This is a genomic window from Flavobacterium cyclinae (assembly GCF_021172145.1).
Classification (GTDB): domain Bacteria; phylum Bacteroidota; class Bacteroidia; order Flavobacteriales; family Flavobacteriaceae; genus Flavobacterium; species Flavobacterium cyclinae.
In genome coordinates, this window is record NZ_CP089095.1 from 1,289,995 (window position 1) to 1,310,341 (window position 20,347).

Consider the following 20,347-nt stretch of genomic DNA (forward strand, 5'->3'; position numbering starts at 1 on the left):
TTATTGATTTAGTAATTGTTGAAATTTTATTTTTTTGTTATTTCGTTCAAATGAGTAGGTGTTTGAAATTTCGTCTGCCCAATTTAATACTTCTATTGCTTTTGTTACATAGGTTTTGGAGGTATTCATTTGAGCTAACAAATCAGCTAATTTTTCCAAGTTTTGTTCGTTAAATTTAAAATTTGAAAGATATTTTTTCATTTCATCATTTGAGAGAGAAATAAATAAAGGTAAATCAAAATCCAATTCTTTCTTAAATTCATTCGTAACTAAATCAGATGTTTCAACTGAATTACCTGCCGAATTTCCTTTTAAAAAAATGGCTAATAATCGTTGTAAAAAGAATCCTAATTTTTCAATTTCGGCTTGTATTAAATCGCGTTTTTCCATTTAAAATAATTTCATAAATCGTGAAATACAATCCAATACCAAAATACTCAAAAATAAATAGTCATTGAAAAATTTTAATTTGGTTGTAATCGAGGTGTAAAGGTATAAAATTATTGGGACGACCATTGCAATGTTTATGAAAGCAGCAAATGGCCAACTCATGAATGAAAAAAGCATTCCTAAACTTGAAAAAAATCCTAAAACAATAAAGTTTGCTTTCTCAACTTTAGTAAGATTCTGAAGTGTAATTCCTTTTGAAAATATCCAAATACAAGTAATAATATAACTAAAAATTCCAATTGTAATTAAAATTTTAGAAGTAAACCAAGTTACTAGAGTTGAAAAACACAATAGTAAAGTAACTTCTTTCTTAAAATTTGTCTTTACATTATATGTTTTTAACAGAACAAAAACTGCCAATAACGACATAAGGATTTTTATAGTCATCTTTTTTCAATTTTCTCAGTTCTAAAATCTATTAAATTCTGGAAGTTCTTTCAAGAAAACATATTTTTCATTCTCAAAATCCATTTGACAAAAGTAATGATTTAGTCCGTTGGTAACCATTAAATATTTTGCTTTCAAAACTAAGTTATATCGAGCAATTTGGTCAAATGTTTGTTGGGAAATAGGAACTTCGGGCGCTTTGCATTCTATTAATAAAAATATTTCGCCATTTGGTTCAAAAACAACGCCATCGTATCTTTTGCTTAAATTGTTAATCTTGATTAATTTTTCAACATTAATATAGGATTTTGGATACTTTTTATCTTGTAACAAAAATTGAACTACGTGTTGGCGTACCCATTCTTCTGGAGTAAGAAGAATAAATTTTTTTCTAATTTCATCAAAAATAGACACTTTATTTTCACTATTTTTGAACCGAAAGGAATAAACTGGAAAGTTCAACTTTTGCATGTAACAAAAATAGTTATTTTAAACTAACTGCCAACTGACACTGAGCACTGAATACTAAAAAAAAATGGATCAAGTAATTCAAATTACAAACGATATAAAAGCTGGAAACATCAAACCCATTTACTTTTTTATGGGTGATGAACCTTATTATATTGATAAATTGACCGAATATATTGAACAAAATGTGTTACAAGAGCACGAGCGCGATTTCAATCAAACGATTTTATATGGTCGAGATGTTACCATAGAAGATGTGGTTGGTAATGCGAAACGTTTTCCAATGATGGCCGACCGACAAGTGGTTGTAGTAAGAGAAGCACAAGAATTATCAAGAACTATAGATAAATTAGAAGCATACGCTGAAAATCCGCAACCTACAACGGTTTTAGTGTTTGCTTACAAATATAAAACTTTGGATAAGCGTAAAAAACTCATTAAAGTTTTAGATAAAGTTGGGGTCGTTTTTGAAAGTAAAAAGTTATACGAAAACCAAGTAGGCGATTGGATTAAAAGGGTTTTATCAGGTCAAGGGTATAGCATTGAACCCAAAGCGGCTGCCATTTTAATAGAATTTTTAGGAACCGATTTATCAAAAATTAATAATGAATTAGATAAACTAAAAATCATTTTACCGAAAGGACATACGTTTACACCAAAAGACATTGAAGAAAATATTGGATTTAGTAAAGATTTCAACAACTTTGAATTACGAAAAGCCATTGGTGAAAAAGACCAATTGAAAGCATATAAAATCATTGATCACTTCTCACAAAATCCAAAAGATAATCCTATGGTAGTAACTACCGGTATGGTTTTTGGATTCTTTTCGCAATTATTACAATATCACGGATTAAAAGATAAATCTCAGTTTAATGCGGCTAAAGTTTTAAAAGTGAGTCCTTATTTTGTAAAAGATTTTGAAGTGGCTTTCCGAAATTATCCCATGAAAAAAGTAAGTGCAATTGTTGCGGCTTTACGAGATATTGATATAAAAAGCAAAGGAGTTGGAGCATCCTCTATGACACAACACGATTTATTAAAAGAAATGTTGATTAAAATTTTTAATTAATTACGATTAAAAGAACAAATCTATTATTTCTTATATTTGCTACCCCTAAAATTTCAACGTTAATTTAATTACAGACAAAATGGGAATGAATAAAAATACAATTTTAGCTTGGGCCACTTTCATCATGATTTTAATGGGATTATTATTGATTGGCTTAGGTATTTATAGATATGCCGATGTAGCAGGTTGGGGATTTTCAGCAGTAGGTGTTGGTTTCTTTGCTATTGCTTGGGTTTTTAATGCCTTGAAGGGGAGGGTTTAAATTTATTTTATTAAACAATTGTTATATTTTTTTTAAAGCACCAATCTGTTTTTTAAGTTATGAATATAATAATAAACATTACACTATGTATAATTCAAAAATATTTCTTTGATAGCTTTATTTTTTCAGATATTAACGATTACTATTATTAATGCACAAAAATCAAACATTAAGTCTAAATTAAAAAAACCTAACATTTTAATTATTAACTAAATATTCACTTAGGAAAAGTCCAAATTAGTTTGAATACATACATATCTGTCTTAATTGAAATTTTCTAAAATAAATTTATATTTACAAACAATAAAAAATTAATAATAATTATTATTATATCAGACTTAATCACTTGAATTTTAAATATATAAATAGTACCATTATTATGATTAAAAAATATTTTCTTTACATTATTTTGTTATATAACACTAGTTTATATTCACAAGAATTTACATGTGGTTTGACAAATGAAACATCAACAAACTTAATTAATTGTGTTACAACTAATTTTAATTTCAATAATTCTTTAGAACTTGAAAAAATCTGTAATGATATATTAAAAAAGGTTGGCATAAATGAAAAAAATTTTAGAATTATATCATGCAATTCTGTATATAATGCACTTGCTTTCATCTATAAAGATGAAAGATTTATTGTTGCTGACCAAAATTTTTTAAATTTTTTAAACAATAGAAATGAAAAAGTAAATGATTATTGGTTTTACTTATTTATCTTATCTCATGAAATAGGTCATCATTTAAATGGACACACATTAAAAAATGTACCTAGTCTAGAAGATAAACGTAAGCAAGAGCTAGAATGTGATAAATTTGCTGGAATGATTTTGAGAAAATACAACGCTAAAGAAAGTATTGTTATTGATATTCTTAAAAAGATACCTCATCCCGAAACAGACAATTCTACACATCCAACCCTAGACAAAAGAATCTCTGCAGCACTTAAAGGTTATTATTTTGAGAATAATGAAATAGAAAAAACTATTGAATTATATAGAAAAGAGATAGAAAAAACGGCATTGTTTTTTGAGATTTTAAACTTTCACAGAAAAGCAAATAATGCAATGATTGATTATTTAGAAAACCACAAAAGTTCAGATTTAGATAATGCAATTAATTATTATGAGATTGTATTAAAGAGCCGTGAAAACCCTATGGTTTTTGAAGCATTAGCTTTTCTCTATAGTGAAAAAGGCGATTATAAAAATTCTAAAAAATACTATGATATTTTATACAATAAAACAAAAAAAGATAGTTATTTAATTGGGAGTTATTTTTGTAATTTTAAAATGGGTATAAAATTTAATTATGATTTATCTGAAATTAATTATAAAAATTTAGAAAATATTTACGATTTGGTAAATCTTAACGTATACTATTATCAAAAAGAAAATCCTGAAAAATGTGTAGAAATATTAAAATATGGAATAGAAAAGTATTCTATTATCAATTATAATAGTAACAATAAAGATAAGAAAGATTATTTAAATATGATTAATAATCTTACTTCCTTATATTTAAATTATGGATTATTTGATGATGCTAACACATATGCTGAAGTGTTTTTTTTAAAACTAAAAGAATTAACAAATTCAACTAATTTAGATGATTTAATACTAAAATATAAAAACAAAAACGATTACGAATCCATTAAAATTAAAAATTCGATTACTGATTATTTAAACAATATTAGTTTTATTACTTCTAAAAAGGAAAATTATGAATTGTCAAATAATTATTTAAAAAAACTATATGAAAATTTTCCAGATTGTAGTACGATAACTGATTTAAGATATAATTATCTTTTAGGTGAAAACTATTATTGGCTAAAAAAATATGATGAATCTGAATATAATTTAAAAAAAGTTATTTATAGTAATAGTTTTTTAAAAGATAAAGCTCTTTTGTTTTTAGGACATCTTTACAAAAATAAAAAAGATACCATCAAAGCAGATTTTTATTACAATGAGGCATGTGAAATGGGAAATGAGTATGCATGCAATAATATAAATAAAAAAGATGAAAAAAATAATTCTAATGGAGCAATGGAACTTTTAAAAAAATATAGAGGCAAATATGAAGTTGAAATAAAAACTTATATACAAAACAATGAAAATTGGGAATTATCAAATAATGAAAATGGTAAGATTTATTTAGATTTACAATGGATTTATATTTTAAAAGACGGAATGGACAAGCCTTTGTCAAGAGAATTAGAATTTAAACAAATTTACAATAATAGATATGCTTTTTATAGTGAATATGGATACACTGAAATATTTCCTGATTTTAGTTATGTATATTTTTATGATTCCAAAAACTCGAAAATTTACTATGTTTATAAAATTATAAAAAGAATAGACTAAAGGATGATTGAATATCAAAATTACATAAAATTTGATGAGGACTTTGTTATGGATAATATAGATAACAAAATTTTATGTCTTGCCATAAAAAATATTATTGATTTTAAAAAAAGACTTCCTAAAGTTGACATAAAATATATTAGTTTAACTAAAAGATTTGAAAAAATAGATGATAACATTTTAAATAGTTTGTTAAAAGATATTTGTAAATATTTTGTAAATGATTCACCACCATCAATTGAAGATATTTTCATTCAACAACATTTTGAAGTTGCTTTTTTAAATAATCAATCAAATAAATTATCAAATGATGATAAAATATTAAGACTTAAAGATTATTCACCTATACTTGGATACAAGGACAAAGAAGAAATATTTAAAAATGATGTTAATTTTTATTTATTTAATAATTTAAACTCTTAACAATAATTGGTCGTTTTTGAGAGGTTATTTTCTAAAAACTTTATGTTTTAAAGCTAAAGTACAATTTTCTTAAGAGAGTATTTAGTTAATAATTCAAAATTTAGTAAATTTGTAATTTTATAAATAAATGAAAATCAATAAATTAACAGAATAATAACATGAAATATGTCAGACGATAAGAAAGTCATTTTCTCCATGCAAAAAGTAAGCAAAGCTTACCAAGGAAGTGATAAACAAGTTTTAAAAAATATCTATTTGAGTTTCTTTTACGGAGCTAAAATTGGTATTTTAGGTTTAAATGGTTCAGGAAAATCTTCTTTATTGAAGATTATTGCTGGAGTTGATAAAAACTATCAAGGAGATGTAGTTTTTGCACCAGGATATACAGTAGGATATTTAGAGCAAGAACCTAAATTAGACGAAACTAAAACCGTAATAGAAGTAGTTCGTGAAGGAGCTGCTGAAATCTTTGCATTATTAGAAGAGTTCAATAAAATCAATGACGATTTTGGTTTGCCTGAAGTGTATGAAGATGCCGATAAAATGCAAAAACTTATGGATCGTCAGGCTGAGCTACAAGATAAAATTGATGCTTGCGGCGCTTGGGAAATTGATAATAAGTTAGAAATTGCAATGGATGCGCTACGTACTCCAGAAGCAGATACTCCAATTAATGTGCTATCAGGTGGTGAAAAACGACGTGTAGCTTTATGTCGCTTATTATTACAACAACCAGATGTTTTGTTATTAGATGAGCCAACTAACCACTTGGATGCAGAATCGGTTCTTTGGTTAGAGCAACATTTACAACAATACGCTGGAACCGTTATTGCAGTAACGCACGACCGTTATTTCTTAGACAATGTAGCAGGTTGGATTTTAGAATTAGATAGAGGAGAAGGTATTCCTTGGAAAGGAAATTATTCTTCTTGGTTAGACCAAAAAGCGAAACGTTTAGAGCAAGAAGAAAAAGTGGCTTCAAAACGTAGAAAAACCTTAGAACGTGAGTTGGATTGGGTTCGTCAAGGTGCAAAAGGGCGTCAAACCAAACAAAAAGCGCGTTTACAGAACTATGATAAATTATTGAATGAAGACCAAAAAGAATTAGATGAAAAATTAGAAATCTACATTCCAAATGGACCTCGTTTAGGAACCAATGTAATTGAAGCTAAAAATGTGGCAAAAGCATTTGGAGATAAATTATTATACGATGATTTGAATTTTGTATTGCCTCAAGCGGGAATTGTTGGAATTATTGGTCCAAATGGTGCTGGTAAATCTACCATTTTCCGAATGATTATGGGAGAAGAAACTCCAGATGGTGGTTCTTTTACGATTGGTGATACTGTTAAAATCGCTTATGTTGACCAATCTCATGCTAATATTGATGTAAACAAATCGATTTGGGAAAACTTCTGTGATGGTCAAGAATTAATTATGATGGGCGGAAGACAAGTAAATTCGAGAGCGTATTTATCTCGTTTTAACTTCGGTGGAAGCGATCAAAACAAAAAAGTCGCTACTTTATCAGGTGGTGAGCGTAACCGACTTCACTTAGCTATGACGTTGAAAGAAGAGGGTAACGTTTTATTATTGGATGAGCCAACAAATGACTTAGACGTTAATACTTTACGTGCTCTAGAAGAAGGTTTGGAAAACTTTGCAGGTTGTGCCGTAATTATTTCGCACGACAGATGGTTTTTAGATAGAGTTTGTACTCATATTTTAGCTTTTGAAGGAGATTCACAAGTGTATTTCTTTGAAGGAAGTTTCTCTGAATATGAAGAAAATAAGAAAAAACGTTTAGGGAAAGATGTGGTTCCTACCCGAATCAAATACAAAAAACTAACTCGATAGAGTATATGAAAAACGCTGGTTAATACCAGCGTTTTTTGTTTTTCTTAGAAGCATCCGATTTTCTTGATTTTGAATTGGGATTTTTCTTGTTTTTGTTTCTTAAATCAGGTTTTGCATCTGGATTTTTAACTTCGTCTTTCCATTCATACGAATGTCCGGTGATAACCTTAACTTTCATTCGAATTAACTTTTCAATATCTTGCCAATATGTTTTTTCGTCTTTTCCACAGAAAGATATTGCTAAACCAGAATTTCCAGCTCGACCAGTACGACCAATTCGGTGTACGTAGGTTTCAGAAATGTTTGGAATATCAAAGTTAATTACAAAGGGTAGTTGTTCAATGTCTATTCCTCTTGCCGCAATATCGGTAGCAACTAAAATATCAATTTCTTTATTTTTAAATTGCTCTAAAACACGTTGACGTGCATTTTGTGATTTATCTCCGTGAATAGCTTCCGCTTTGATTTCTGCTTTTTTTAGAACTTTTACAATATTATCAGCTCCATGTTTTGTTCTAGTGAAAACTAAAGCATTAGTGATATTTTCTTCTAAAATAAGTTGTTTTAACAACAAACGTTTTTCGTCTTTATTTACCAAATAAACTTTTTGCGATACATTTTCAGCCGTACTTGATATTGGTGTTACTGAAATGTATTTTGGTCTGGTTAAAAAAGTATCTGCTAATTCTCTGATAGCTAATGGCATTGTTGCAGAAAACAATAACGTTTGACGATTTTCTGGTGTTAATTTAATGATTTTCTTTACGTCATTAATAAAACCCATATCTAACATTTGATCGGCTTCATCTAAAACCAAATGATGCATGTGATTCAAATCGATAAAACCTTGTTTGTGTAAATCTAAAAAGCGTCCTGGAGTTGCTATTAAAACATCAACCCCCATTTTCAATTCATTTACTTGTGGTACTTGGTTTACACCTCCAAAAATCACTAACGATTTTACATTGGTATATTTTCCATAGGTTTTAAAACTCTCGTCAATTTGTATGGCCAATTCTCTTGTTGGTGTAACTACTAAAGTTCGAATATGTTTTGTTTTTTTTGCTGAACCAACAATTCGGTGGATTAAATTTAAAATAGGAATGGCAAAAGCACCTGTTTTACCAGTTCCAGTTTGGGCACATGCCACTAAATCTTGTCCGGCTAATATTTCAGGAATCGCTTGCTCTTGAATAGGAGTAGGGTTAGTGTAGCCTTCTTCTTCTAAAGCTTGTTGTATATTGTTAAATAATTTTAATTCGTTAAAGGTCATAAATGGTAAATTATCCTATCAAATAAGTTTGATAAGGGTACAAAGATAGTGTTATTTTAGGCAAATTGGTTTTATCCCATTTTTGCCTTCATAAAATCGGTGATTAAGGAAGCAATTAATTTTCCCGTTAAATGATTGTTTTTAGAATCATCAAGTGTTGGAGCTCCCTCACAAATATGGAAATAAGAAGCATTGTGATGTTTTCCAAAAAAGTAAGTAAAATGTCTAGCTTTGTCAACACTGAAGCCGCTCAAAGTCATAGCGCTAGATGGAATATTAGGAATAGCATCTAAGTCTAACTCTACACCAAAAGGTTCGTTTTTAATGAAGTTAAGTGCGTTTTCTAACTCGGTTTCAAAGTTTTTCTCACGTTTTACATCTACTTCTTCATAAGTAACATATTTTACTCTCGAAGTCAATTCTTTCAATGTATTGAAAACACTTTTAGAAACGAAGTTTTCATGCAATCCAAAAACAAAATATTTCTTTAAAAAACCATCTTCAAAAGCATAACTGAATCCGTTTCCAGAATGTCTTCCTTCTAATATTCTAAAATCGGTATGTGCATCAAAATTTATAGCATTAACGGGTTTCCCTTTGGCTAAAGCTAAGCCTTTGATGTTTCCGTAAGCGTTATTGTGTCCGCCACCTATAATAATTGGGATTTTTCCAATAGAACAAATTTGATGAATAATATGTGAAACCTCAATATCAATTTTTTCAACCAATTTGAAAAGTTCTTTTCTGTGTTCTTTTTTTGAATGATCTAAATTTTGAGCAATTTTCATTTCTTCTGAAACATCAAGATGCCCCAGCACAATTAGATTACTTCCTTTACAAAATTTATTATGTTGAATATTGGCTAAACTTTGTAAGGCACTTTCATAAGCGCTAGAAGTGCCTGCACGGCCTAAATTAGCACGAACACCTATGTCTTCTGGTAATCCTATAAGAACAAATTTAGCTTCACTATTACTGATAAATTCTAAAACATCTACATCTTTTGGAATGGTAATTATTTTTTCTCCAAATTTAATTTCTCCACTTCTGTGATGGGTTATTTTAGCTAATTCATTTTGGCTTAAAAGTGCTATATTCTCCATAATTGCATTAAAATACAATCCAAAAATACTATTTTAAAAATAAAATTTGGTTTAAAATTTAAAAAATACTTTAAAAATTGTATTTTTGAAAAAACTAATCAATAACCCCATCAAAATCTAAAAAATGGAAAACAAATCAAACAATTCTGGATTAAAAGCAGCAGTGGTAGTTTTAGCACTTTTACTATTAGGAAGTATTGGCTATATTTTCAAGCTTAATTCAGATAAAACTGAAATTGTAACCACTCTAACTGAAGAAAAAGATAACTTATCAAATGAGCTAAAAGCTAAAATTGCTGAATATGATGCAATGATTGCTGATAATACAGCTTTAAAAGAAGAGTTACAAGCTGAGCAAGCTAAAATGGTTGAACTTTTAGAACAAGTTGAAAAATCTAAAGGAGATGCAGCTGCAATGGCAAAATATAAAAATGAATATTTTCGTTTAAAACGCGAAATGGATAATTTAGTAGCCGAAAATAAAATTTTAAAAGAACAAAATGTTGCATTAACTTCTAGCTTAGATAGTACAAATGTAGTTTTATCAGATGCTAAAAAATTTAATGATACCTTATTAACTCAAAACGAAAGTTTAACTAAAACAGTAGAAAAAGGGTCTAAGTTAGCAGTTTTAAACTTAAAAGTATTAGCAGTTAAACAAAGAAGTTCTGGTAAACAAATTGAAACTGATAAAGCAAGCAGAGCTGATGTACTTAAAGTAAGTTTCTTAATTGCTGAAAATCAAATTGCAAAAACAGGTGCTAGAGAATATTTTGTACAAATAATTGATAGTAAAAATAATATTTTAGGTGAAAAGAAAACGATTCCTGCAGGAGATAAAACATTAACATATAGTTTTGTTTCTACTGTAAAATATGAGAATAAAACCGTTCAAGTAAACGAGGATGTTCCGGGTAAAGACTTTGCTAAAGGAACTTACTTTGTAAATGTATTTGATAAAAATGCAGAATTAGTTTCTAAAACTAGTTTTGAATTAAGATAAACTTATTTTAAAAATAATAAGAAAGTCCAATGTTTCATTGGACTTTTTTTTATAGATATTTTGATAAATAACTTCCTAAACCAACAGCTGATACCGTAAGAATAATTGAAGTTGCCATGTAAATGTATGCAGTAAACTGTTGGTTGTTTTGTAGTAAATTGTAATTTTCTAAAGCAAAACTAGAAAAAGTGGTAAACCCACCACAAAAGCCTACTATTAATAAAAATTTTAAGGGATGATTTTCAGGAAAATATTTTGCCAAATAACCAATCAAAACTCCAATTAATAAACTTCCTAGAATATTAACTAAAAAAGTACTTATTGGGAATAAACTTTGGAAGTATTTTGTGGTTATCCAATGGGTTACATATCGGAACATACTTCCGATTGCACCACCAATTCCTACTAATAATAGAGTTTTAAACATATTATATAAATTTTCCTTCGATCATTACTTTGTCAATTAAATTCGTTCCGAAAGCATAGGGCAATTGGTAAAAACTTGTAATTGGTTTTGTAATGATAAGATTTGCTTTTTTTCCTTTTGTGATACTTCCATGAGAATCTGCAATTCCCATTGCATAAGCTCCGTTGATAGTTGCTGCATTGATAGCTTCTTCTGGTGTCATTTTCATTTTAATACAAGCTGTTGCAACTACAAAATTCATATTTCCTGATGGAGTAGTACCTGGATTGTAATCGGTGGCTAACGCTAATGGTAATCCTGCATTCATCATTTTTCGAGCAGGAGTGTACGGAATACTAATAAAGTATGAACAACTTGGTAAAGCCACTGGAATGGTTTTACTGTTTTTTAATACTTCTATATCTTCATCGGTAACGATTTCTAAATGGTCTACAGATAGTGCATCATTTTCTACACAAGCTTTGATTCCGTTAATAGCAGTGAATTGATTCACGTGGATTTTAGGTTCTAAACCAAATTTTCTACCAGCTTCCATAATTTTTATGGTTTCTTCAACTGAAAAATAACCAGTTTCAAGAAATGCATCTATGTAATCAGCTAAGTTTTCGGATGCAATTTTGGGAAGCATTTCGTTGATAATTAAATCAATATAAGCCGTATGATTTTCTTTATATTCCATTGGAAAAGCATGAGCGCCTAAAAATGTTGCTTTTATCGCTATCGGATAGTTTTCTTTTAAACGTTTGATAACGCGCAACATTTTCAATTCTCCATCAACTGTCAATCCATAACCCGATTTGATTTCGACTGCACCAGTTCCTTGCTGCATAACTTCTTCTAAACGTAGTTTCGATTGCTCGTAAATTTCGTCTTCTGAAGTTTCGTTTAGTTTTTTTGCCGAATTTAAAATTCCGCCACCACGATTTGCAATTTCTTCATACGATAATCCATTAATTCTATCAACAAATTCCTGAATTCTATTGCCGGCATAAACAATATGTGTGTGGCTGTCTACCCAAGTTGGTAAAATTACTTGTCCAGTTGCATCAATGATATCAATATCAGTGCGTTTTGGACAATTTTCCATTGGACCAAAATCAGAAATAAGATTGTTTTCTATTAAAAGATAAGCGTTATCAATTTTAGGTAATATTGCCATATCTGAACCTGAAATTTTATCAATTCCTGCTTCTCTAATTTGTAATAGTTCTTTTATGTTGATGAATAAGGTTTGCATCTAAAATAATTTTTGTAAAAATACTTCTCATTTTTAAAAACTCCTATCTTTATATAAAATTTGTTTGTTTTGAGAAAAATTAAATATAAAAAAGGAAGAAAAGTACATTCGGGTGTAATAGAGTATACCGGTTCGCATAAAGCAACTCCTACTGAAATTCAATTATTTGTATATGATGCGCAAGATGTAATCGAAATGCAACAACTTGATGTTTCAGAAATTCAAAATGCTATAGATATTTCAAAAGTGAATTGGGTTAATGTACATGGATTAAATGAATCTGATAAAATAGTAGCTATTGGAGAAATTTTTGGAGCTGATCATCTTATCATATCCGATATTTTAAATACAACTAAAAGGACAAAATTAGAAGAATACCACGATATTTTATTTTTTAATGTTAAATCGCTTTTACCTATAAAAGATAGTGATGCTTTAGGTTATGAACAAATTAGTTTTTTGTTGAAAGACAATGTTTTGTTGTCGTTTCAAGAAAAAAGAAGTGACTTTTTTACTCATATTAGAGAACGTTTACGCACGAATTCAGGAGTTGTTAGGTCTAAAAAATCGGATTTTCTTTTGTATTTACTTTTAGATGCAATAATTGAAAATTTTTATATTTCTATTGAAAGTGAAGAAGATCGAGTAGATGAAATTATTGATTTATCGAAATCAAGTACAAAACCAGAAGTGTTAGAATTAATAGAGAAACATCGAGATAATTTTAATTTTTTAAAACGATCTATTATTCCACTTCGTGATTCGTTATATTCTATTAAAAGTATGAAAGATGATGATGTTTTTAATGATATTCAGCATGAAAATTATTCTTTTTTTTCGCGATTGCATCAAAAATGTTTAGAGTTATTAGAGCAAATAGAATCGGATTTAATTGCTTTAGAAAGTGCATCTAATTACTTTTTTTCGGCACAAAATCACAAGATGAATGAAGTAATGAAATCCCTTACAGTTGTTTCTATGTTCTTTTTACCATTGACTTTTATTGTAGGTGTTTACGGAATGAATTTTAAACATTTCCCTGAACTTGAGTGGGAAAATGGTTATTTTATCATTTGGGGAATTATGATAATTGTAGTTGTATTTATGTTTGTGTATTTTAAATTAAAAAAATGGTTTTAAACTTTTAAAATAATTTTGAATTCTATTGGCAAAAATAAATAATACTATTATCTTTGACGTGAATTCATAAATTCCGGAAAATATTATGTTTGAATTTCAACAGTACCTAGGTTTTTTACTTTTCTTAACCATATTAACTATTGGTTTTTGGTTGATGATTTTCTTGGTAGGATTTGTTCACTATTGGTTGGGCGGTGCTATCATGGAATTAATCAAAGAGAAAAGAGCTAAAAGACAAGCTGAATTAGAAGGATAATTTCTTTTAATTTTTAAAATAAAAAGTCCCGATTTTATCGGGACTTTTTTTATTGTTTGGATTTCAGCAATTAGGGTCTTCCCATAAAATCGCCTTCACCACCATTATCTTCTCTACGAGGTTGTCTATCTTTTTCGTTTTTCTGTTTGTTAAAACGATAAGTAAATGTCATCATAACTTGTCTTTGTCTCCATTGCATTTCGCTATACGAATTTACTACATTAGGAATATTAGTTTCCATGATTCTTTTTCTCGAGTTAAAGACATCACTCACATTTAAAGCAATTGTAGCTTTATCTTTTAGTATGTCTTTACTGAAAGCTAAATTCATAGATGCAACACCTAATGAACGTCCTTGTGCATTTGATTGAGGAGCATTATAAGTTCCGTTTGTTTGCCAATCAATTTTATATGGTAATGTTATTTTAGAATTTATTCTAGCAAACCATGTTAATGCTACATTATCAAAGTTTTGAATAACAGTATTACCTACATAATCTACATAACTATAATCACCTTGAGTTTCATTTCTAAATGCATTAAAGTTTCCATTTAATCTCCACCATTTGTAAGGTGTATAATTCAAGTTAAATTCAAATCCAGCTCTATATTCTCTCGCTAAGTTAATAGGAGTACTTAAAATTACAGGAACACCTTCAACAAACAATCCTGATTCTTTTCTAATAAATTGGAACGAATCATTAGTAATATTAATATATGCCGAAGTATTAAAAGTTAGTTTATTCCATCTTTTTAAATACCCTAAATCAACAGCGTCGGTTAATGACGGATCTAAATCAGGATTACCTTGAAATATGTTAATATTACTAGATAATGATGAAACAGGATTTAAAAAGCGACCTCTTGGACGATTGATTCTTTTACTGTAACTTAAACTTAAAGAACTTGATTGTGAAAATTCATAATTTAAAGTTGCAGAAGGGAAAAAGTTGTTGTATTTTTTTGTGTTATAATCGTTTTCAGATATTGAATTAACTTCAATATTACTATCCTCAAAACGAATACCAAAGAAATAAGAGAATTTATTAATTTTTGAACCATATTGCGTGTAAAGAGCATTTACATTTTCAACGTATTCAAGTGTGTTTGAAAAATTTGAATTGTCAGGTGTAACAGTAAAATCAGTTAAGTTGTTTAAAAAACTACCTCTATATCCTGCTTCAAAACGGCCATTTTTACCAATCGGTAATACATAATCAGTTTGAAGTAAATTACGTTGTTGCGTATTAATATTACTAGTGTTTTCTAAAACTAGTGTACTTGGATCTCCAATAATTTGATCGGAAATTGTAGCAAATTGATTTTCTCTATTCTGCGAAATAGCAATATCTACTGTTAATTTGTGATCTTCTTTTTTGAATTTTTTTACAAAATTTGAGGCATATTCAATACTAAATTCATCGCTATTTTGATCATTAAAACGGTTTCTTGTAAAAGTAGGATTAGAAGCAGCATCAAAATTATAGAAAAAAACATTGTCAGGATTTTTACCTCTATTTTCTCTAAAAGTCAAAGCATTAGTCCAAGTTAAAGATTTAGATAAATTTAAATCAATTCCAAAATTAGCATTATAACCTTCACTTAATCTGTCGTTAGTTCTTCTTTCGTTAATAAAACGATTAGTAGTTCCATCGTTATTAAAGTACTCAGAATCTACTAAAGTGTTCCCTGGATTATTTCTGTAATTGTAACCAAAATTTGAAAACAAATTATAAGCTTCACTCTTTTTGTTTAAACTAACACTAGTTCCATAAGTTTCAGGGTCACCTGCATTTACCATAAGAGAACCATTTACTCCGTTAGCTTTCCCTTTTCTAAGAATGATATTAATAATACCTCCACCACCTTCAGCATCATAACGAGCAGAAGGATTCGTAATAACTTCAACTTTTTCTACAGCATCAGCGGGTAATAATTTAAGCGCATCTGCAATATTGATTCCGGCTAAGCCAGAAGGTCTTCCATCAATTAATATTTTAACGTTTTCATTTCCTCTAAGAGCTACTGTTCCTTCTGCATCAACAGTTACTGATGGAACATTATCTAAAACATCACTAACAGTTCCACCTTTAACCATCATATCTTTACCCACGTTGTAAACACGCTTGTCAAGTTTGATTTCTACAGTAGATTTTTCAGCAATTACTTCAACCTCATTCAATTGAGCAACATCTGGTGCTAATTCAATTACTCCTAAGTTAGTATCAGAAGTAAAATCTTTCTGTTGAATTGCTACGGTTTTAAAGGAAATAAATTCAACTCTAGCGTTATATTTACCAGCATTGATTTCAAATTTAAAATTTCCATTTTCATCAGTAATACCACCAGAAAGTTGTTTGGTAGTCATATTTTCAAAAACAATAGTAGCATATTCTAAAGGAAAATCAGTTCCTTTTTCCATTACTCTACCCGAAATAGTAACTTTTTTACCTTCTGGACGTTGAGCAAATGTGGTTAAACTTAATAGTAATGTGAGTGTAGCAATAATAATTTTCTTGTTCATAATTGTTTTTTTGCAAGTAAGACTGCAAAAGTAACTTATGGTTTATTCCTTAATTGCTAAATCTTTGTTAAAACTACTAAAGGATTTCGTTAATCTTTTCTTTTGGTCTTGCAATAATTGCTTTATTACCATTAACAATGATTGGACGTTCAATTAACTTAGGGTTTTCTAACATTGCTTTTATTATTTGATCATCGCTGAGTTCTTTTCCTTTGTAGTTTTCTACCCAAATCGATTCTTTTGTTCTAACCAACTCTATGGGTTGTATATTCAATTTTTTTATAACTTCTTTTAGTTCCGATTCAGTAAAAGGTTCCTCTAAATATTTTCGAATTTTAAAAGGTTGGTTTAAGTTTTCAATTTCGCACAAACCTTCTCTTGATTTAGTGCATCTTGGGTTATGGTAAATGGTTATCATTTTGTATTTTTGTTTAGAATTACACAAAAGTAATTGATTCTATTTATGTTTATAGCACAAGGGTTAAAAAAGCAAGGTGATTTTTGGAAATATTTACTAGGTTCTTTAATTGTTTTTATTGCGTCTGTAGTTGGACAAGTTCCTTTATTAATAGCAATTTTGGTTAAAAGCATTACTTCAAATAAAATACCATCAGGAGAAAGTGATTTGTATAAAATGTTTGATTCAAATTTACTACTGTTTTTAATTTTAATATCGTTTCTTTTTGCTCTAATTGGCTTATATTTCGTAGTAATTAAAATGCATAATCAGTCTTTTATTTCAATTATTACTTCAAGAAATAAAATGGATTGGAAACGTGTATTTTTTGCTTTTGGTATTTGGGCCTTGTTTTCTTCTTCAATGATTGTAATTTCGTATTTTATAAATCCCTCAGAAATTAAGCTTCAATTTAACTTGATACCATTTTTAATCTTAATGGTAATAACGTTGGTCTTAATGCCTATTCAAACCAGTACAGAAGAATTAGTTTTTAGAGGGTATTTAATGCAAGGTTTTTTTAATTTGGCAAAGAACAAATGGTTTCCATTAGTAATGACATCAGTAATTTTTGGAACCATGCATATTTTTAATCCTGAAGTTCAAAAAATGGGTTATTTAGTTTTAATATACTACATAGGTACTGGACTTTTTTTAGGGATAATTACTTTAATGGATGAAGGAACAGAATTAGCTTTAGGTTTTCATGCTGCAAATAATATGATAGCTGCTTTGTTAATAACATCTGATTTTACTGTTTTTCAAACGTATTCTGTATTTAAAGATTTATCAGAACCCTCTTTAGATTATGAAGCATTTTTACCCGTTTTTGTAATATATCCCATTTTAATTTACTTATTTTCCAAAGTGTATAAATGGAAGAATTGGAAAGAAAAGTTAACAGGTAGTTTAATTGTAGAAAATAATTCCAATGATTCCACATTATAAAAACATTCACAATCGTTTTAAAATAAATAATTTTCATTTTGATAAAGATGCCTTGTATCAATTAGCTTATACGCTTATTAAAGAAGGTCAAGAACACGAAAAAGACTTGGGTGTTTTTTTGTTGGATTGGTTAGATGATAAAGAAACCATTCAATTAACTACATCAGGAACAACGGGAACTCCAAAAACTATCACTATTAAGAAACAGTCAATGGTACATTCGGCTATTGCAACTGGCAATTACTTTAATTTACATCCTCAAGATAAAGCTTTATTATGTTTGCCAGCTCGTTATATTGCCGGAAAAATGATGATTGTAAGAGCTATGATGTTGGGACTAGAATTAGAAATCATGCCTCCAACATCGCATTTAGATGATTTATTATCTCATAAGAATTATGATTTTGTTGCCATTGTTCCGCTTCAAGCAGAGAATAGTTTAGAGAAGTTATCTCAATTTAAAAAAATTATTATTGGGGGAGCAAAAGTATCTGATGATTTAGCAAATAAGTTAAAAGAAATAAAATCAGATATCTATGAAACGTATGGAATGACCGAAACCATAACACATATAGCTGCAAAAAAGATAGGAGAGAACTGTTTTGCTACCTTAGAACATGTTGTTATTTCTCAAGATGATAGAAATTGTTTAGTTATTGATGTTCCTAGTATTTCAGAGGAACAAATTGTGACAAACGATATTGTAGAAATCTTAGATGAGAGACACTTCAAATGGATTGGCAGATATGATAATGTGATTAATAGTGGTGGAATTAAATTATTTCCAGAGCAAATTGAAGCTAAATTGATGTCAGAAATAACAAATAGATTTTTCATAGCGGGATTACCAGATGCAGTATTAGGAACAAAAGTAACATTAGTTATGGAAGGAGATCCAATGGATATTGATTCAAAAATTTTTGAAAAATTGGACAAGTTTGAAAAACCAAAAGATATAATTTTTACACCAAAATTTGTAGAGACTGATACTAAAAAAATAAGTAGAGTTAAAACAATAGAACAACTATTAAAAACAAAAGAAGACTAATTGTCTTCTTTTATTTTTACATAAAACTGATTGTCATAGATTAGAAAACTTTTCTTGCTTAATTTCTTCAGTTTAATTTTTTGTTCTTTTAAGGTAGGATATAATCTTATTTTAGAATCTTCAAATCCAATATCAATTGGCATATTAAATTCTTCTGATACATTATCCCAATAATAGTATAAATAATCGCCTTTAACTTTATAAATAAATATTGGAAGTTGATTGGTGTATAAATATTGTCTAAAAACAGGAGTTAAGTTCATTCCAGAAGCTTTGTTAAAATAATCAATTACAGTATCTGAAGTGATTATTTTCTTTTTAAAAGTTTCGGTATAATCATAAAGTATTTTCCACCATTTTTCATCATCTGCAATTATATGTCTCAAAGTGTTTAAAAGTAATGACCCTTTATAATACATATCACCAGAACCTTCATTATTAACACCATATTGCCCAATTATAGGACGGTCGTTTCTAACATTTTTAGCCTGTCCATTTACATATTTCATTGCGTCTTCATATCCTTTAATGCATTCGATGAAAACAGTTTCTGAATACGTTGTAAACCCTTCATGAATCCACATGTCGGCAATATCCATGCTGGTAATGCTATTTCCAAACCATTCGTGACCAGTTTCATGAATCGTAATATAATCGAAAAACATGCCTACGCCAGTTCCTGATAAGTCAAATCCCATGTATCCTTTTTTGTACTTATTTCCATAAGCAACGGCACTTTGGTGTTCCATTCCTAAATAAGGCGTTTCAACTAATTTATACCCATCTTCCCAAAACGGATAACGACCAAATTTCGACTGAAAACATTCCATCATAGGTTTAACTTCAGCAAAATGTTCACGCGCTTTTGCTTCATTTTCTCTTAATACATAATAATCTAAATCCAAATCAGGCATTTTATCCTGAATGTGGACATAATCGGCAATATTTACCGTAATCGTATAATTATTAATTGGATTTTTTACTTCCCAATCCCATCGTGTATAACCGTTTTTTAAATCTTTGAAACCTAACAAACGCCCATTTGAAACATTCATTAATCCGTTAGGAACTGCAACTTTTATAGAAGCACCATTATCGGGTTCATCTGATTGAGAATCTTTTACTGGATACCATAAACTTGCTCCCGTTCCTTGAACTGCAACTCCAATAAAATCTTTTCCATTACTATCTTTTTTGAAGACAAATCCACCATCCCAAGGCGCATTTCTGGCAATTTTAGGATTTCCAGAGTAATAGAATTTTAATTTATGTTGGGATTTAGAAGTTAATTTTTCAGGGAAATCTATAAATACGGCATCAAAATCTCTATCATATTTTAATTGTTTTGAATTCCAAACAATAGAATCCACTTTCATGTTATCAAATAAATCCAATTGAATTTTTTGTGTAGGAATGAAAACTTCAAACGTAATTTCATTGAATCCAGTAATGCTTTTTTGTTCAGGATTGATAGTAATATTTAAATCATATCTTTTTACATCAAAACAAGTTCGCTCAATTCTTAATCCACCTTGTAATGAATCTCTTCGTGAAAATTGGGCATGAATTTGATCAATGCTTAAAAATGTTAAGCTAATTAATAATAACGATTTTAATGTGTAGTTTTTCATAGGG

20 protein-coding genes are annotated in these 20,347 nt (G+C 28.9%); 10 read left to right on the forward strand and 10 right to left on the reverse strand.

What is annotated here, in order from left to right; translation table 11 throughout:
- From LOS86_RS06115 to LOS86_RS06125, 3 genes are read right to left on the reverse strand one after another with little or no spacing between them, the layout of a single operon-like run.
- On the reverse strand, positions 1 to 390 hold the full coding sequence (locus LOS86_RS06115) for a hypothetical protein (protein ID WP_231843734.1): 390 nt from the start codon (positions 388 to 390) through the stop codon (positions 1 to 3).
- Complete coding sequence (locus tag LOS86_RS06120; RefSeq protein WP_231843735.1) at positions 391 to 837, reverse strand: hypothetical protein; 447 nt, start codon at positions 835 to 837, stop codon at positions 391 to 393. It lies immediately after the preceding gene.
- A gap of 21 nt (positions 838 to 858) precedes the next feature.
- Positions 859 to 1,308: a type I restriction enzyme HsdR N-terminal domain-containing protein gene (locus LOS86_RS06125; RefSeq protein WP_231843736.1), complete on the reverse strand. Its 450-nt coding sequence runs from the start codon at positions 1,306 to 1,308 to the stop codon at positions 859 to 861.
- Between the two features lie 64 nt (positions 1,309 to 1,372).
- Here LOS86_RS06125 and holA point away from each other — a divergent pair, with 64 nt between their 5' ends.
- From holA to ettA, 5 genes are all read left to right on the forward strand, one after another.
- On the forward strand, positions 1,373 to 2,377 hold the full coding sequence (gene holA, locus LOS86_RS06130) for a DNA polymerase III subunit delta (RefSeq protein WP_231843737.1): 1,005 nt from the start codon (positions 1,373 to 1,375) through the stop codon (positions 2,375 to 2,377).
- Between the two features lie 79 nt (positions 2,378 to 2,456).
- On the forward strand, positions 2,457 to 2,639 hold the full coding sequence (locus LOS86_RS06135) for a CAL67264 family membrane protein (RefSeq protein ID WP_026725732.1): 183 nt from the start codon (positions 2,457 to 2,459) through the stop codon (positions 2,637 to 2,639).
- Between the two features lie 379 nt (positions 2,640 to 3,018).
- Entirely contained in the window at positions 3,019 to 5,016 is a 1,998-nt protein-coding gene (locus tag LOS86_RS06140) for a phage exclusion protein Lit family protein (RefSeq protein WP_231843738.1), read from the forward strand.
- A 3-nt stretch (positions 5,017 to 5,019) separates the two neighbouring features.
- Positions 5,020 to 5,439: a hypothetical protein gene (locus LOS86_RS06145; protein ID WP_231843739.1), complete on the forward strand. Its 420-nt coding sequence runs from the start codon at positions 5,020 to 5,022 to the stop codon at positions 5,437 to 5,439.
- Between the two features lie 165 nt (positions 5,440 to 5,604).
- Positions 5,605 to 7,296 (forward strand): energy-dependent translational throttle protein EttA, encoded by a 1,692-nt coding sequence (ettA, locus tag LOS86_RS06150; protein ID WP_231843740.1) that lies wholly within the window; start codon positions 5,605 to 5,607, stop codon positions 7,294 to 7,296.
- A gap of 19 nt (positions 7,297 to 7,315) precedes the next feature.
- Here the strand turns inward: ettA and LOS86_RS06155 are convergent, their stop codons facing one another.
- Together LOS86_RS06155 and LOS86_RS06160 are read right to left on the reverse strand one after the other, a co-directional pair.
- On the reverse strand, positions 7,316 to 8,569 hold the full coding sequence (locus LOS86_RS06155) for a DEAD/DEAH box helicase (protein ID WP_231843741.1): 1,254 nt from the start codon (positions 8,567 to 8,569) through the stop codon (positions 7,316 to 7,318).
- Between the two features lie 71 nt (positions 8,570 to 8,640).
- Positions 8,641 to 9,672, reverse strand: coding sequence for a formimidoylglutamase (locus tag LOS86_RS06160; RefSeq protein WP_231843742.1), 1,032 nt, complete (start codon positions 9,670 to 9,672; stop codon positions 8,641 to 8,643).
- Between the two features lie 124 nt (positions 9,673 to 9,796).
- Between LOS86_RS06160 and LOS86_RS06165 the strand changes: the two genes are divergently transcribed.
- Positions 9,797 to 10,675 (forward strand): DUF8428 domain-containing protein, encoded by an 879-nt coding sequence (locus tag LOS86_RS06165; RefSeq protein ID WP_231843743.1) that lies wholly within the window; start codon positions 9,797 to 9,799, stop codon positions 10,673 to 10,675.
- A gap of 49 nt (positions 10,676 to 10,724) precedes the next feature.
- Here the strand turns inward: LOS86_RS06165 and crcB are convergent, their stop codons facing one another.
- Both crcB and hutI read right to left on the reverse strand, forming a co-directional pair.
- Positions 10,725 to 11,102, reverse strand: a complete 378-nt coding sequence (gene crcB / locus LOS86_RS06170; RefSeq protein ID WP_231843744.1) for a fluoride efflux transporter CrcB — start codon at positions 11,100 to 11,102, stop codon at positions 10,725 to 10,727.
- Position 11,103: 1 nt separating this feature from the next.
- Positions 11,104 to 12,339 carry an imidazolonepropionase gene (gene hutI / locus LOS86_RS06175; RefSeq protein WP_231843745.1) on the reverse strand — a complete coding sequence of 412 codons (1,236 nt, stop codon included), beginning with the start codon at positions 12,337 to 12,339 and terminating at the stop codon, positions 11,104 to 11,106.
- Positions 12,340 to 12,408: 69 nt separating this feature from the next.
- On the opposite strand from hutI, the gene corA reads away from it, so the two are divergent.
- Positions 12,409 to 13,479, forward strand: coding sequence for a magnesium/cobalt transporter CorA (corA, locus tag LOS86_RS06180; RefSeq protein WP_231843746.1), 1,071 nt, complete (start codon positions 12,409 to 12,411; stop codon positions 13,477 to 13,479).
- 85 nt (positions 13,480 to 13,564) lie between these two features.
- Positions 13,565 to 13,735, forward strand: coding sequence for a hypothetical protein (locus LOS86_RS06185; RefSeq protein WP_008258162.1), 171 nt, complete (start codon positions 13,565 to 13,567; stop codon positions 13,733 to 13,735).
- Positions 13,736 to 13,805: 70 nt separating this feature from the next.
- On the opposite strand, the gene LOS86_RS06190 is transcribed toward LOS86_RS06185, so the two are convergent.
- Positions 13,806 to 16,259 carry a TonB-dependent receptor gene (locus tag LOS86_RS06190; protein ID WP_231843747.1) on the reverse strand — a complete coding sequence of 818 codons (2,454 nt, stop codon included), beginning with the start codon at positions 16,257 to 16,259 and terminating at the stop codon, positions 13,806 to 13,808.
- A 76-nt stretch (positions 16,260 to 16,335) separates the two neighbouring features.
- Complete coding sequence (gene arsC / locus LOS86_RS06195) at positions 16,336 to 16,677, reverse strand: arsenate reductase (glutaredoxin) (RefSeq protein WP_231843748.1); 342 nt, start codon at positions 16,675 to 16,677, stop codon at positions 16,336 to 16,338.
- A 45-nt stretch (positions 16,678 to 16,722) separates the two neighbouring features.
- Here arsC and LOS86_RS06200 point away from each other — a divergent pair, with 45 nt between their 5' ends.
- Together LOS86_RS06200 and LOS86_RS06205 are read left to right on the forward strand one after the other, a co-directional pair.
- The gene (locus tag LOS86_RS06200; protein ID WP_231843749.1) at positions 16,723 to 17,664 is read left to right on the forward strand and encodes a CPBP family intramembrane glutamic endopeptidase; all 942 of its coding nucleotides are present in this window, start codon (positions 16,723 to 16,725) and stop codon (positions 17,662 to 17,664) included.
- Positions 17,648 to 18,712, forward strand: a complete 1,065-nt coding sequence (locus LOS86_RS06205) for an AMP-binding protein (protein WP_231843750.1) — start codon at positions 17,648 to 17,650, stop codon at positions 18,710 to 18,712. Before LOS86_RS06200 ends, LOS86_RS06205 begins: the two co-directional genes overlap by 17 nt.
- Here the strand turns inward: LOS86_RS06205 and LOS86_RS06210 are convergent.
- The gene (locus LOS86_RS06210) at positions 18,709 to 20,343 is read right to left on the reverse strand and encodes a M1 family metallopeptidase (protein WP_231843751.1); all 1,635 of its coding nucleotides are present in this window, start codon (positions 20,341 to 20,343) and stop codon (positions 18,709 to 18,711) included. The genes LOS86_RS06205 and LOS86_RS06210 overlap by 4 nt on opposite strands.
- Positions 20,344 to 20,347: the final 4 nt, after the last annotated feature.

Excerpts from the sequence above, each read along its gene's own strand:
- LOS86_RS06125 (WP_231843736.1), bottom strand. The coding sequence starts at position 1,308 with ATGCAAAAGTTGAACTTTCCAGTTTATTCCTTTCGGTTCAAAAATAGT.
- LOS86_RS06155 (WP_231843741.1), bottom strand. The coding sequence starts at position 8,569 with ATGACCTTTAACGAATTAAAATTATTTAACAATATACAACAAGCTTTA.
- LOS86_RS06205 (WP_231843750.1), top strand. The coding sequence starts at position 17,648 with ATGATTCCACATTATAAAAACATTCACAATCGTTTTAAAATAAATAAT.
- LOS86_RS06120 (WP_231843735.1), bottom strand. The coding sequence starts at position 837 with ATGACTATAAAAATCCTTATGTCGTTATTGGCAGTTTTTGTTCTGTTA.
- ettA (WP_231843740.1), top strand. The coding sequence starts at position 5,605 with ATGTCAGACGATAAGAAAGTCATTTTCTCCATGCAAAAAGTAAGCAAA.
- hutI (WP_231843745.1), bottom strand. The coding sequence starts at position 12,339 with ATGCAAACCTTATTCATCAACATAAAAGAACTATTACAAATTAGAGAA.
- crcB (WP_231843744.1), bottom strand. The coding sequence starts at position 11,102 with ATGTTTAAAACTCTATTATTAGTAGGAATTGGTGGTGCAATCGGAAGT.
- LOS86_RS06185 (WP_008258162.1), top strand. The coding sequence starts at position 13,565 with ATGTTTGAATTTCAACAGTACCTAGGTTTTTTACTTTTCTTAACCATA.
- LOS86_RS06165 (WP_231843743.1), top strand. The coding sequence starts at position 9,797 with ATGGAAAACAAATCAAACAATTCTGGATTAAAAGCAGCAGTGGTAGTT.
- LOS86_RS06210 (WP_231843751.1), bottom strand. The coding sequence starts at position 20,343 with ATGAAAAACTACACATTAAAATCGTTATTATTAATTAGCTTAACATTT.
- LOS86_RS06135 (WP_026725732.1), top strand. The coding sequence starts at position 2,457 with ATGGGAATGAATAAAAATACAATTTTAGCTTGGGCCACTTTCATCATG.
- LOS86_RS06190 (WP_231843747.1), bottom strand. The coding sequence starts at position 16,259 with ATGAACAAGAAAATTATTATTGCTACACTCACATTACTATTAAGTTTA.
- LOS86_RS06145 (WP_231843739.1), top strand. The coding sequence starts at position 5,020 with ATGATTGAATATCAAAATTACATAAAATTTGATGAGGACTTTGTTATG.
- LOS86_RS06115 (WP_231843734.1), bottom strand. The coding sequence starts at position 390 with ATGGAAAAACGCGATTTAATACAAGCCGAAATTGAAAAATTAGGATTC.
- LOS86_RS06200 (WP_231843749.1), top strand. The coding sequence starts at position 16,723 with ATGTTTATAGCACAAGGGTTAAAAAAGCAAGGTGATTTTTGGAAATAT.
- arsC (WP_231843748.1), bottom strand. The coding sequence starts at position 16,677 with ATGATAACCATTTACCATAACCCAAGATGCACTAAATCAAGAGAAGGT.
- LOS86_RS06140 (WP_231843738.1), top strand. The coding sequence starts at position 3,019 with ATGATTAAAAAATATTTTCTTTACATTATTTTGTTATATAACACTAGT.
- LOS86_RS06160 (WP_231843742.1), bottom strand. The coding sequence starts at position 9,672 with ATGGAGAATATAGCACTTTTAAGCCAAAATGAATTAGCTAAAATAACC.
- holA (WP_231843737.1), top strand. The coding sequence starts at position 1,373 with ATGGATCAAGTAATTCAAATTACAAACGATATAAAAGCTGGAAACATC.